Annotated in this window: 11 protein-coding genes; all 11 read left to right on the top strand. The window is 61.3% G+C overall.

Annotation, left to right across the window (positions count from 1 at the left end):
• The first annotated feature begins 1 nt into the window (after nucleotide 1).
• Nucleotides 2-1,948 (top strand): 3D-(3,5/4)-trihydroxycyclohexane-1,2-dione acylhydrolase (decyclizing), encoded by a 1,947-nt coding sequence (iolD, locus tag ACNAOT_RS10475; RefSeq protein WP_420180989.1) that lies wholly within the window; start codon nucleotides 2-4, stop codon nucleotides 1,946-1,948.
• A gap of 30 nt (nucleotides 1,949-1,978) precedes the next feature.
• Nucleotides 1,979-3,490, top strand: coding sequence for a CoA-acylating methylmalonate-semialdehyde dehydrogenase (locus ACNAOT_RS10480; protein ID WP_091467171.1), 1,512 nt, complete (start codon nucleotides 1,979-1,981; stop codon nucleotides 3,488-3,490).
• A 32-nt stretch (nucleotides 3,491-3,522) separates the two neighbouring features.
• Nucleotides 3,523-4,440 (top strand): sugar phosphate isomerase/epimerase family protein, encoded by a 918-nt coding sequence (locus tag ACNAOT_RS10485; protein WP_420180990.1) that lies wholly within the window; start codon nucleotides 3,523-3,525, stop codon nucleotides 4,438-4,440.
• Nucleotides 4,441-4,528: 88 nt separating this feature from the next.
• Nucleotides 4,529-5,542 carry a Gfo/Idh/MocA family protein gene (locus ACNAOT_RS10490; RefSeq protein WP_091467175.1) on the top strand — a complete coding sequence of 338 codons (1,014 nt, stop codon included), beginning with the start codon at nucleotides 4,529-4,531 and terminating at the stop codon, nucleotides 5,540-5,542.
• Nucleotides 5,543-5,554: 12 nt separating this feature from the next.
• The gene (locus ACNAOT_RS10495; protein ID WP_420180991.1) at nucleotides 5,555-6,427 is read left to right on the top strand and encodes a sugar phosphate isomerase/epimerase family protein; all 873 of its coding nucleotides are present in this window, start codon (nucleotides 5,555-5,557) and stop codon (nucleotides 6,425-6,427) included.
• 236 nt (nucleotides 6,428-6,663) lie between these two features.
• Nucleotides 6,664-7,659 (top strand): substrate-binding domain-containing protein, encoded by a 996-nt coding sequence (locus ACNAOT_RS10500; RefSeq protein WP_420180992.1) that lies wholly within the window; start codon nucleotides 6,664-6,666, stop codon nucleotides 7,657-7,659.
• Nucleotides 7,660-7,714: 55 nt separating this feature from the next.
• Nucleotides 7,715-8,761 carry an ABC transporter permease gene (locus ACNAOT_RS10505; RefSeq protein WP_420180993.1) on the top strand — a complete coding sequence of 349 codons (1,047 nt, stop codon included), beginning with the start codon at nucleotides 7,715-7,717 and terminating at the stop codon, nucleotides 8,759-8,761.
• A 12-nt stretch (nucleotides 8,762-8,773) separates the two neighbouring features.
• Nucleotides 8,774-9,700: an ATP-binding cassette domain-containing protein gene (locus ACNAOT_RS10510; RefSeq protein ID WP_091467187.1), complete on the top strand. Its 927-nt coding sequence runs from the start codon at nucleotides 8,774-8,776 to the stop codon at nucleotides 9,698-9,700.
• A gap of 125 nt (nucleotides 9,701-9,825) precedes the next feature.
• Complete coding sequence (locus ACNAOT_RS10515; protein ID WP_420180994.1) at nucleotides 9,826-10,824, top strand: Gfo/Idh/MocA family oxidoreductase; 999 nt, start codon at nucleotides 9,826-9,828, stop codon at nucleotides 10,822-10,824.
• Nucleotides 10,821-11,882, top strand: a complete 1,062-nt coding sequence (locus ACNAOT_RS10520; RefSeq protein ID WP_420180995.1) for a Gfo/Idh/MocA family protein — start codon at nucleotides 10,821-10,823, stop codon at nucleotides 11,880-11,882. The genes ACNAOT_RS10515 and ACNAOT_RS10520 overlap by 4 nt, the downstream gene beginning before the upstream one ends.
• The gene (locus tag ACNAOT_RS10525; protein ID WP_420180996.1) at nucleotides 11,875-12,909 is read left to right on the top strand and encodes a Gfo/Idh/MocA family oxidoreductase; all 1,035 of its coding nucleotides are present in this window, start codon (nucleotides 11,875-11,877) and stop codon (nucleotides 12,907-12,909) included. Before ACNAOT_RS10520 ends, ACNAOT_RS10525 begins: the two co-directional genes overlap by 8 nt.
• The last annotated feature ends 46 nt before the right edge of the window (nucleotides 12,910-12,955 follow it).

Here is a 12,955-nt window from a genome sequence, read left to right on the forward strand (position 1 = left end):
AATGGGTACAGCAACCCGTCGGATGACCGTGGCGCAGGCTGTGGTCGAGTTCCTTTCCAAGCAGTACACCGTGGATTCGATCGATGGTGTGGAGTATCGCGAGCGGTTGATTCCGGGGACGTTCGGTATTTTCGGGCACGGGAACGTGGCAGGTGTGGGTCAGGCGCTGAAGCAGTATCAGGCAGCGGACCCCACGATCATGCCGTATTACCAGGGCCGCAATGAGCAGGCCCAGGTGCATCAGGCTGTGGGTTATGCCCGGCATACGCGTCGTCGCCAGACGTTTGCGATCAGCACCTCCATTGGTCCGGGTTCCTCGAACCTGCTGACAGGTGCTGCCTTGGCTACAACCAATCGCTTACCGGTATTGCTGCTCCCGAGCGACACCTTCGCGACCCGTGCGGCTGACCCGGTGTTGCAGCAGTTGGAGCTCCCGTACGCGTACGACATCACGGTCAACGACGCGTTTCGTCCGTTGTCCAGATTCTTCGACCGGGTGTCCCGCCCGGAGCAGATGTTCTCTGCATTCCACCACGGATTGCGCGTTCTCACGGACCCGGCCGAGACCGGCGCCGTGACTATTTCGCTGCCGCAGGATGTGCAGGCGGAGGCTTTCGATGTTCCGGAAGAGTACCTGGCCGAGCGGGAGTGGCGGATCCGCCGGCCCGAGGCAGAGGACGACGACATCCGCCGCGCCGCCGAGGCCATCCGCGCCGCGAAGCGTCCGCTGATCATCGCAGGTGGCGGCGTCCTCTACGCGTACGCCAACGAGGAACTCGCCAAATTTGCTCAGCTGACCGGCATCCCGGTGGGCAACACCCAGGCCGGTGTTGGCGTCCTGCCGTGGGACCACAAGTTCTCCCTCGGTGCCATTGGTTCCACGGGCACGACGGCGGCCAACGCCATCGCAGCCGAAGCGGATCTCATCATCGGGATCGGCACCCGTTACGAGGACTTCACTACCGCGTCCCGGACAGCGTTCCAGAACCCGGACGTGAAGTTCGTGAACATCAACGTCGCGCCGATCGATGCGTACAAGCACGGCACCACGCTGCCGATCGTTGCTGACGCGCGCAAGGCACTGGTGAAGCTCAACCAGGCATTGGGCGGTTACCGGGTTGGTGGTGATCTTGAAGACAAGGTCGCAGCCGAGAAGAAGCGCTGGAACGGAATTGTGGACGAGGCCTTCGAAACCCGTTACACGCCGTTGCCTGCGCAGAACGAGATCATCGGCGCCACCAACAAGGCCATGGATGACCAGGACGTGGTCATCTGCGCGGCGGGTTCGCTGCCCGGTGACCTGCACAAGATGTGGCGGGTCCGGGACCCCTTCGGTTACCACGTGGAGTACGCGTACTCCTGCATGGGTTACGAGATCCCCGGCGGTTTGGGCGTGAAGCGCGCAGCGCTGGCCGAAGCCGCAGCCGGCGGCCCGGACCGGGATGTGGTTGTCATGGTGGGGGACGGCTCCTACCTGATGATGCACACCGAACTGGTCACCGCCGTCGCCGAACGCATCAAGCTGATTGTGGTCCTCATCCAGAACCATGGCTATGCCTCGATCGGGTCGCTGTCAGAGTCTCTTGGTTCGCAGCGGTTCGGTACGCAGTACCGGGTCCTGGACAAGGAACAGCACAGCTTCGACGCCGGTGAGAACCTGCCCATCGATCTGGCCACCAACGCAGAGTCCCTGGGCGCGAGGGTTATCCGGATCGAACCGGGGGAGCACGTGATTGAAGCCCTGGGCGCCGCGATCAAGGAAGCAAAGGCGGCCCCGGAAACGGGCCCGATCGTGATCCACGTTGAGTCTGATCCTTTGCTGGATGCCCCGAGCTCCGAGTCCTGGTGGGACGTTCCGGTCTCGCAGGTTTCCGAGCTCGAATCCACCCGGCAGGCCTACAAGACGTACACCGACCACAAGAACCGCCAGCGCAAGCTGCTCGGCTAGAAACACCAAAGACTAGAAGGAAGTCCGCACATGTCGACGACGACCACACTGACCACCATTCACCATTTCATCAACGGCGCTGAAACCACAGGCGAAGGCGACCGCACCCAGCCCGTATATAACCCCGCCACCGGGCAGGTGTCCGCCGAACTGCGGCTGGCCAACGAGGCCGATCTGAACGCCACCGTTGCCGCGGCCCGCAAGGCGGCGGATTCGTGGGGTGACATTTCCCTGGCCAAGCGAACCGCAGTGCTGTTCAAGTTCCGTGAACTCGTTGCAGCGCACGTGGACGACCTCGCTGAGCTGATCACCGCCGAGCACGGCAAGGTCCTCTCCGACGCGAAGGGTGAGATCGGCCGCGGCCTGGAGGTCATCGAGTTCGCTTGTGGCATCCCGCAGCTGCTCAAGGGCGACTACTCGGACCAAGTGTCCACCGGCATCGATGTTTTCTCCTTCCGCGAGCCCCTGGGCGTCGTGGCAGGTATTACCCCGTTCAACTTCCCGGTCATGGTGCCGCTGTGGATGGCGCCCATGGCCATCGCCACCGGCAACGCGTTCATCCTTAAGCCCTCCGAGCGTGACCCGTCCGCCTCGATGCTGCTCGCGAAACTGTGGAAGCAGGCCGGCCTTCCCGATGGCGTGTTCCAGGTCCTGCACGGCGGCAAGGAAACCGTTGATGGGCTGCTGACCCACCCGGACGTGGACGGCATCTCCTTTGTGGGCTCCACGCCGATCGCGCAGTACGTCCACGAAACCGCCACCAAGCACGGCAAGCGCGTCCAGGCCCTGGGCGGGGCAAAAAACCACGCAATCGTGATGCCCGACGCCGACCTGGACAACGCCGCAGACCACCTCGCGGCCGCCGCTTTCGGTTCCGCCGGGGAACGCTGCATGGCGATCTCCGTCGCCGTCGCCGTTGGTGACGCTGCTGACCTGATCGTGAAGAAGGTCGAAGAACGCGCCCTGGCCGTGAAGGTCAAGAACGGCACCGAGCCCGACGCGGAAATGGGTCCCGTCATCACCCCGGCCTCCAAGGAACGGATCGTCAAGATCGTCACCGAAGCCGAAACCGCCGGCGCGGCCATGGTGGTGGACGGCCGCGACCTGGTGGTCCCCGGCCACGAAGACGGCTTCTGGGTCGGCCCAACAGTGATTGACCACGTCAAGACCGAAATGACCGCCTACACCGAGGAAATCTTCGGACCCGTCCTGGTAGTGGTCCGCGTCGCCGACCTCGAGGAAGGCATCGCGCTGATCAACTCCAACCCCTACGGCAACGGCACCGCGATCTTCACCTCGTCCGGCGCCGCAGCCCGGAAGTTCCAACGCTCCGTGACCGTCGGCATGGTGGGCATCAACGTGCCCCTGCCCGTCCCGGTGGCCTACCACTCCTTCGGCGGTTGGAAGAACTCGCTCTTCGGCGACAAGCACATCTACGGACCCGAAGGCGTCTCCTTCTACACGCGCGGTAAAGTCATCACTTCCCGCTGGCCCGAACCCACCCACGCCTCCGGCGCCTCCTACAACTTCCCTTCCAACTAATCCGCATCGCCACAAAGGAAGACAACGCCGTCATGACTGATGTTGAGAACAAGCTGATCATCGGCACCGCCCCTGATTCCTGGGGCGTCTGGTTCCCTGATGATCCCCAGCAGACTCCGTGGGAACGGTTCCTTGATGAGGTTGCGGAGTCCGGCTACAAGTGGATCGAACTGGGTCCGTACGGCTACCTGCCGAACGACCCCACCCGCTTGGCTGAGGAACTGAAGCAGCGCGACCTCCAGGTCACCGCAGGTACGGTCTTCACGGCCTTCCACCGTGGTGCCAAGCAATACGACGAAGCATGGGAACCAGCCCGAAAGGTTGCCGAACTGACGGCAGCCATGGGCGGAGAACATATTGTGGTCATCCCCGCCATGTGGCGCGACGACGTCACAGGTGAAGCCGTTGAGAACGGTGAACTCTCGGACGAGCAATGGGCAGACCTGTTCGCTGGCCATAACCGCATGGGCAAGGTCCTGCTGGAAGACTTTGGGTTGCACCAGCAGTTCCACTCGCATGCTGACTCGCACGTCGGTGCCCAAAAGGACATCGAAACGCTCTTGGCGGCCACCGATCCGCAGTACTTGAACCTGTGCCTGGACACGGGGCACGCCGAGTACTGCGGCGCATCGAGCCTGGAGCTCATCAAGAACTACCCGGACCGTATCGGTTACCTGCACCTCAAGCAGATCAACCCCGAGGTCCTCGCCGAGGTGAACGACAAGAACATGACCTGGGCAGCCGCCAACCTCGCCGGCGTCATGACCGAGCCGCCGAACGGCCTCCCGGACCTGCGCGCTGTCATCGAAGCCGTGGAAGGCCTCAACCGGCCCATCTTCGGCATCGTGGAGCAGGATATGTACCCGGTAGCGTTCGATGTGCCGATGCCAATCGCCAAGAGGACCCGGAACTACCTGCTTTCCTGCGGATCACGCACCAGGGTCCAATAACGCCGTTCAGTAGCGCCATCCACTAGTAGCGCCATCCACTGGTAGCGCCGTTCAGTAGCAAACCAAAATTTCACGAAGGACAGATACAGTGACCAAGATTCTCCGCGTTGCCGTCATCGGCGCAGGCCGCATGGGTGCGGACCACATCAAGCGCCTCAGTACCCGCATCCACGGCGCTGAAGTAGCCGCCGTCGTCGACGTCGACCTTGCCCGTGCGCAAGCCGCCATTGAAGGGATCGACGGCGCCGTGGCGTTGGCCAGTGCCGAAGAGGCGCTCAACAACGGTGACGTCAACGCCGTCCTGATTGCCACGCCTGGTTTCCTCCACGAGGAAATCCTTTATAAGGCGTTGGAGAAAGACTTCCCGATCTTGTGTGAGAAGCCGCTGACCCCGGACGCTGATAGCGCCTGGAAAGTTGTCCAGGCCGAGCAGGCTTTGGGTCACAAGCGCATCCAGGTGGGTTTCATGCGCCGTTTCGACGCCGAGTACTCGGCTTTGGGTGCGATCATCCGCAACAGCGAATTGGGGGAGCTGTTGATGCTGCACCACCAGCACCGCAACCCGAGCACGCCCGAGGGATTCACCAACGAGATGCTGATCAACGACTCCGTAGTCCACGAGTTCGACGCGATCCGCTACTTCACGGGTGAAGAAATCACCTCCGTGCAGGTCCGCTTGGGCAAGCCCACGCGTAGCGCGCCGAACGGCCAGCATGACCCGCAGCATGTGCTGCTGGAAACCGAGTCAGGTGTGCTGGCCGACGTCGAAATCTACGTCAACGCCAAATTCGGTTATCAGGTGGCCACGCAAGCGTCCTTTGAAGAGGGCATTGTGAGTATCGGCGGCGACAACGGCCCGTACATCCAGTCCGCGGGCAAGTGGGGCGGTAACGTCACCCCAGGTTTTGAAGAGCGTTTCGGAGCTGCGTACGACGTCGAGGTGCAGGCTTGGGTAGACGCCGCACTTCGCGGCGAAATCGGCGGACCAACCGCCTGGGACGGCTACGCTACCGCAGCCTGCTGCGAGGCCGGCGTCGAAGCCCAGAAGTCGGGCGAAAAGGTCAAAGTTCAGCTGAACACCAAGCCGGACCTGTATAAGTAGGGGACATTCACCATGAAGATTGCACTGGATCCCACACCGTTCCACCACAGCCACACCCTGCTGGAGTTCCCGCGCGTGGCAGCCGATCTCGGCTACCAATACCTTCAGATGACCCCGCACGCGGATCTCATCCCGTTCTATAACCACCCAAAGGCCGATGACGAACTCGTAGGAAAGCTGAAGGCAGCCTGCAAGGACACCGGCGTCGAAATCGCCTCGGTCCTGCCGGTCCTGCGGTGGTCAGGTCCGGACGAGGACGCCCGCGAAGCCGCAGTCCGGTACTGGAAGCGCGCCATCCAGATCACGGTAGACCTCGGTGTCCAGACCATGAACACCGAGTTCAGCGGCCGTCCGGAGAAAGCAGAGGAGTCTGAACGTGCGTTTTACCGTTCCATGGAGGAGTTGCTCCCGATCATCGAACGCGAAGGTCTGGACGTCCTCATTGATCCGCACCCGGACGACTTCGTGGAGGACGGCCTGGCCGCTCTCCGTGTCATCAGGGGCGTTAACTCCCCGAACATCGGGATGGTCTACGTCGCTTCGCACAGTTTCCACATGGGCAACAAGCCGTTGGAGATCATGCGGGCAGCGGGGGACAAGCTCCGCTTGGTGCACGTCTCGGACACCATGAACCACCATGCCTCCCACGGCCTCCGCTACATCACCAACCCGCCCGGCAATGCCGTCCGCGTTCACCAGCACCTCAAGATCGGCGACGGCGACGTGAACTGGGACGAGTTCTTTGGCGGCCTGAAGGAGATCGGCTTCCTGGACAAGGAAAACACCGTGATGGTCTCGTCGGTTTTCGCTGAGGATGAGAACGCGGAAGATGTTTCCCGCTACCAGCTCAAGACGATGGTGGACTACGTCGCCCGGATAAAATAGTCGGTCTTTGTGAACAGATAATGCCCCCAAGACGTGGTCTTGGGGGCATTATCTGTTCGCAATCGCAGGCGCTGCGGACATGTCCAAGGGTCCGCCACACAAGCTCGTTACGTAAAAACATCCTAATGTCAGGACAAAGTCTTGACAAAGTGTGAGGGCAGTCACCATGATCTAAGTAGCGGATGCTCCGGACACGAGTCTCCGGACACCCAGAGCTGAAATCAAAGGAGATAACGGTGGCAAAATTCTCATGGCGCAAAGCGGCGGTCGTCGCGGCAGTGGTTCCCCTGGTGGCACTGAGCGCCTGTTCGAGCCAAGGCGGTAAACCGGCTGATACCGGTGGGGGAGCGGCAGCAGGGCAAGTAGCCGGCACCGACAGAATCAAGGTCGCACTGATCACGCACGCAGCTCCCGGTGACACTTTCTGGGACATTGTCCGCAAGGGAGCCGAGGAAGCAGCGGCCAAGGACAACGTGGAGCTTCTCTATACGTCTGACCCCGAAGGTGGTCGTCAGGCACAGCTGATTCAACAGGCTGTGGACCAGAAAGTCGATGGGATTGCGGTGACGCTTGCCAAGCCGGACGCGTTGAAGGATGCGCTGAAGAAGGCATCCGATGCCGGGATTCCAGTGGTCAGCCTGAACGCTGGAGAGTCCGTCTCCGCGCAGCTTGGGGCTTTCACACACTTCGGATCCAACGAGAAACTTGCAGGGGCTGCCGCTGGTGACAAAATTTCTGCTGAAGGTCTCAAACACCCAATCTGCGTGATCCAGGAGCAAGGTCACGTTGGCCTTGAAGCCCGGTGCGCAGGCGTCAAGGATAAGGTTCCGGCCACTGAAATCCTCTATGTAACCGGCACGGACATGACCCAAGTGTCGTCCACCGTTACGGCTAAACTGCAGGCCACTCCGGATGCTGATGTGATCATCGGTCTCGGGGCGCCCTTCACCCTCACCATACTGAAGGCTGTTGAAACTGCGGGGAGCCAGGCCAAGGTGGCATCGTTCGACATGAATGCCGAGCTGGCGCAAAAGATCGCCGACGGCAACGTACTCTTCACCGTTGACCAGCAGCCTTGGCTACAGGGTTACGGAGCAGTGGACGCCCTGTGGCAGGCAAAGCGGGGCGGCTTCAAGATTGGCGGCGGACTTCCTGTATTGACCGGACCCACCATTGTGGACAAGGCCGGAGCGGCCAACGCCCTTACATTCGCCCAGCAGGGTATCCGCTAAAACCCGTGTGCCTGATAAGGCGGAGACGCCGGACCAGGCACCAAAGGAGACCATCATGACCCAGACCTTGGCAAAACCATCCCCTGTCACAGATGAACGTGTCGGCCAACGGAACCCCCTTCAAAAGTTGCTCGGCCGGCCCGAGGTTGGCGCTTTGGTTGGCGCCATCGTTCTCTTCATCTTTTTCGCTTCGGTGTCCCAAACGTTCATTCAGCCGAACGCTTTCGCCACCGTACTTTATGGAAGCTCCACCATCGGCATCATGGCTGTAGGCGTCTCACTTTTGATGATCGGCGGGGAGTTCGACCTTTCCACCGGTGTCGCCGTCATTAGTTCAGCGCTGACAGCATCGCTGTTCAGCTGGTACTTCACGACCAACGTTTGGGTAGGTGTCACGCTGGCGCTGGTTGTATCGCTGGGTATTGGCCTGGTCAACGGCTGGATTCTCGTAAAGACCAAACTCCCCAGCTTCATCGTCACCCTGGCCACCTTCTTGATGCTGACCGGCCTGAACCTCGGGCTTACCCGGCTTATCGGCGGATCCGTATCCTCGCCGTCGATCTCCAACATGGATGGTTTCGACTCAGCCAGGGCCGTCTTCGCCTCAGCGGTATCTATTGGCGGAGTGGAAGTGAAGATCACCGTTTTCATCTGGATCGCTTTGGTGGCAGTTGCCTCCTGGGTCTTGCTGCGCACCCGCGTTGGCAACTGGATCTTCGCCGTGGGCGGTGACGCCAATGCCGCCCGCGCAGTTGGTGTCCCTGTAACCAAGACCAAGATCGGTCTCTTCATGGCGGTTGGTTTCTGCGGTTGGATCCTGGGCATGCACAACCTCTTTGCCTTCGATGCCGTGCAGTCCGGCGAAGGTGTGGGCAACGAGTTCCTCTACATCATTGCGGCCGTCATTGGTGGCTGCCTCCTCACCGGCGGCTATGGTTCGGCCGTGGGTGGCGCTATTGGTGCCTTCATCTTTGGCATGGCTAACAAGGGAATCGTCTACGCGCAGTGGAACCCGGACTGGTTCAAGTTCTTCCTGGGCTTGATGCTGTTGCTCGCCACCATCGTCAACCTCATCGTCAAGCGACGCGCGGAACTCAAGTAAGGGGCCCGGGAAATGAATGCCAAAGCGATCGACCAGGAAACGTTGCTCCAGAATGAGCGCGATCCCCTCACCCACACGCCCGTCCATCTCCTCTCCTTGGAAGGGGTCGGCAAGCACTACGGCAACATCATCGCCCTGCGCGACGTCACGATGGCCGTGGACAACGGCCGTGTTACCTGTGTTCTGGGAGATAACGGCGCGGGTAAGTCAACGCTGATCAAGATCATCGCCGGCCTCCATCAGCACGACGAAGGCGTCCTGAACATCATGGGTGAGGAACGGAAGTTCGGATCCCCCCGAGATGCCCTGGACGCCGGCATTGCCACGGTGTACCAGGACCTTGCAGTGGTACCGCTGATGCCGATCTGGCGGAACTTCTTCCTCGGATCAGAGCTCACCAAGGGCTTCGGACCGTTCAAGTACATGGACGTCGAACAGATGAAGGCCATCACGCTCAAGGAATTGGCCGAGATGGGCATCGACCTGCGCGATGTGGAGCAACCCATTGGTCAGCTCTCCGGTGGTGAACGCCAGTGTGTCGCGATTGCCCGCGCCGTGTACTTCGGTGCGAAGGTCCTGATTCTGGACGAACCGACGGCTGCGTTGGGTGTGAAGCAGTCAGGCGTGGTCCTGCGCTATATCCTCCAGGCCCGCGACCGCGGTCTGGGCGTCATCTTTATCACCCACAATCCGCACCACGCCTTCCCGGTCGGGGACCGTTTCCTGCTGCTCAAGCGCGGCAAATCCATTGGCTACTACGACAAGAAGGACATCACCCTGGACGAACTCACTGCCCAGATGGCCGGTGGCGCTGAACTGGCTGAACTCGCACATGAATTGGAGCAGCTGGGTGGCCACGGCGACGTGGTGAAAGAGGTCAAAGCGGAAGTTGCGGACGTGACGGACAGCGTGAACGCCGGCGCTCCGAAGCACGCGTAGCAGCAGCACAGGCTCAGTAACAGCAGGCCCAGTAGCAGCATCGGCGGGGTGCTTCCGGTCTACCCGGAACACCCCGCCACACTGTGCGCACAATACGCACACACTTAGGAAAAGAAGGGAACACCATGTCGATCCGGGTAGGTGTGATTGGCGCCGGAATCATGGGCGCGGACCACATCAGGAACCTTTCCACCACCATCGGCGGCGCCGAAGTCACCTTTGTGGCAGACCTCGACGTCGACCGTGCCGCCGCGGCGGCACCGCCCACCGCGCGTATTACCTCAGACCCATCGGAGCTGATCAATGCCAGCGAGGTGGACGCCGTCGTCGTTGCCTCGCACGATTCCACGCACGCCGGCCTGGTCCTTGAATGCTTCGAAGCAATGACCCCTGTGCTCTGCGAAAAGCCGCTGGCACCAACACTTCTTGAAAGCCTGGAAGTAGTTGCGGCTGACGCCGACATCGTGGCCGCAACGGGCGCTTCGCTGCTCTCGCTTGGCTTCATGCGACGCTTCGATCCGGGTTATGAGGCTCTGCGGGAATCCGTGCGCGGGAGAAGGCAGGGCGAACCCCTGCTGGTTCACTGCGTCAGCAGGAACGGCTCAGCAGCGCCAGGAACAACGGCGGAATCGGCCATCACCAACTCAGCCATCCACGAACTGGACATTGTTCCCTGGCTACTGGGTTCTCCTATTACGGAAGTGTCATGGCAGGCCGGCAAAAGCACTCGACATGCCGAAACCGGACTGCAGGATCCGGCGTTCATTACGTTGCGCACCGCAGACGGGACACTCACTACGCTGGAGCTGTACCTCAACGCCCAGTACGGCTACACCACGCGCTGCGAGGTGGTCTCAGAACTGGGTACCACTTCCCTTCAGGAATCGTCCCTGCTGGGCGTCGAACAGGACGGCGCAAGGCAGGGGCTGATCCCTGCCGACTGGCGCCCCCGCTTCGCTGACGCGTACCGGCTTCAGTTGCAGGCCTGGATTTCTGCACTCGCCGGCGGAGAGCCGACCCCCCTTGCCGGTGCACAGGACGGACTCAACGCCTCCCTCGTTGCACAAGCGATGATCCAGTCGCTGCATAGCGAGGGGACGTCTACGAAAGTCAGCTACTCGTGACGCCAACGAGGCTCCCGCACTCCCGTGTACCGGAATCCCGCGATGCTCCGAGTCTGCGCTGGGGCATCATGGGCCCCGGATGGATCGCCGAACGGTTCACCGAATCCATCCAGGCACACACCGGGCAGGTGATCGCCGCCGTCGGCTCCCGTTCCCTGAACCGGTCCAAGGCGTTTGCGGCGGCGTTCGACATTCCCGCCGCCTATGGCAGTTATGAGGAACTGGCGGCAGCCCCGGACGTAGACATCGTCTACGTGTGTACGCCGCATACCGGCCACCACGCGGCCGCGGTCATGGCCATCGACGCCGGCAAACACGTCTTGGTCGAAAAGCCGATTGGACTCGACGCAGATCAGGCACGGGACATCGCTGCGCGGGCGGAGGCTGCAGGTGTCTTTGCCGCGGAGGCAATGTGGACCTTCTTCCTGCCGAAATTCGATGTGATCCGGCAGATACTCCATGCCGGAACGCTGGGCACCATCACCACGGTGGTGGCGGAGTACGGTGAGCACTTTGATCCTTCGCATCGAATCTTTAATCCGGATCTGGCCGGTGGTCCGCTGCTTGATCTCGGCACGTACCCCCTGGCGCTGGTTACAGAGGTGTTAGGCAGTCCGCGCTATCTGCGGGCAGTCGGCCAGCCCCACGAGTCCGGGGTTAATGCGCAACTGTCCGCCGTCATGCAGTTCGACGGCGGTGCACAGGCTGTCGTGAACACCCACGTCCATAACTTCACGCCCACCGCAGCCACCATTGTTGGTTCAAAGGCCACCTTGGTAATCGACGGTCCCTTCAACATGCCCGGCGCATTCGAGATCAGGTTTCCCGACAGTTCCCGACTACGCCACGATGAACCAGCAGGCGGACACTTCGAAGGCCTTCACTATGAGGCCGCGGCCGTGGCCAGGGCCATTGCCGCCGGCAGCACGCAATCCAGCGAACGGATGCTGGCGGCCTCCATCCGCACCCTGGAAGTCGCCGATGAGATTCGACGCCAGCTGGGCGTGGTGTTCCCGGTACCAGTCACCCTTCTACCTTCAAAGGAAAATCATGAGTGATGTCATTCTTGGCTTGGTTGGCGTAGGACGCATCGGCGTCATGCACGCCAACAACATCGTCGCCCTCAAGGAAACGCTGGGTCGCAGGGGCGTCAATATCCGCCTGAAGCTGACCGACGTAGCTACGGAGCATGCACGTTCCGTCGCTGCTGGATTGGGTGCAGAGTTTGCGACTTCGGTGTCGGAGCTGCTCGACTCCGGTGTGGATGGCTTGGTGATTGCCACGGGAACGGCAACCCATCCGGAATTGATCCGCGCCGGAGTGGATGCCGGCGTTCCTGTGTTCTGCGAAAAGCCCGTGGCCATGAACGTCTCCGATGCGCTGCCTGTGGTGGACTACATCAGCGAGAACAACGGCGTGGTGCAAATCGGCCACCAGCGACGTTTCGATGCTGGCTATTTGGAGGCCAAGCGCGCGTATCAGGCCGGTGAGTTGGGGTGGATCCATTCCCTGCGCGCAGTTACCTGCGATATGATGCCACCCCCGGTCGAGTTCCTGGCGACATCCGGGGGACTGTTCCGGGACTGCTCAGTCCATGACTTCGACATCCTTCGGTGGCTGACGGGCCGCGAAATCGTGGAGGTTTATGCCAAGGGTTCCAACAATGGAGACCCGGCCATCGGCAACGTGGGTGACGTGGATACGGCTTTGGCCCTCATCACTTTCGACGACGGCACGGTGGGCACGGTTTCTGCCAGCCGCTACAACGGGGCCGGCCACGATGTGCGGTTGGAGATACAGGGCTCCAACAGTTCGGTCATGGTGGGCTTGGATGAGAAGGCCGCATTGACGTCGGCTGAGGCTGAGGTCACTTTCCCTGGAGGGGAACCGCATCAGACTTTCGCCGAGCGTTTCGACCAGGCGTACCGCTCCGAGATGGTTGCCTTTGTGGAGTTGGTGATGGGGGAGCGCGAAAATCCCTGCACCCCGGAAGACGCAGTGGCAGCCTCCCGTGTGGCAGATGCGGCCCAGGAATCGCTGGCAACCGGTACGCCTGTGAGGGTTGCTCTCAAAGTATCCAACTGACGCTTCTGCCCAAAGTGCCCCTTCTTCGAATCTGTTGAATTCGAAG

The sequence above is a fragment of the Paenarthrobacter sp. TA1.8 genome (genome assembly GCF_048595705.1).
Taxonomy (GTDB): domain Bacteria; phylum Actinomycetota; class Actinomycetes; order Actinomycetales; family Micrococcaceae; genus Arthrobacter; species Arthrobacter nitroguajacolicus.

Bases quoted from the DNA above. Each gene is read 5' to 3' on its own strand.
- iolD (WP_420180989.1), top strand. From the start codon at position 2: ATGGGTACAGCAACCCGTCGGATGACCGTGGCGCAGGCTGTGGTCGAG.
- ACNAOT_RS10480 (WP_091467171.1), top strand. From the start codon at position 1,979: ATGTCGACGACGACCACACTGACCACCATTCACCATTTCATCAACGGC.
- ACNAOT_RS10485 (WP_420180990.1), top strand. From the start codon at position 3,523: ATGACTGATGTTGAGAACAAGCTGATCATCGGCACCGCCCCTGATTCC.
- ACNAOT_RS10495 (WP_420180991.1), top strand. From the start codon at position 5,555: ATGAAGATTGCACTGGATCCCACACCGTTCCACCACAGCCACACCCTG.
- ACNAOT_RS10505 (WP_420180993.1), top strand. From the start codon at position 7,715: ATGACCCAGACCTTGGCAAAACCATCCCCTGTCACAGATGAACGTGTC.
- ACNAOT_RS10510 (WP_091467187.1), top strand. From the start codon at position 8,774: ATGAATGCCAAAGCGATCGACCAGGAAACGTTGCTCCAGAATGAGCGC.
- ACNAOT_RS10515 (WP_420180994.1), top strand. From the start codon at position 9,826: ATGTCGATCCGGGTAGGTGTGATTGGCGCCGGAATCATGGGCGCGGAC.
- ACNAOT_RS10525 (WP_420180996.1), top strand. From the start codon at position 11,875: ATGAGTGATGTCATTCTTGGCTTGGTTGGCGTAGGACGCATCGGCGTC.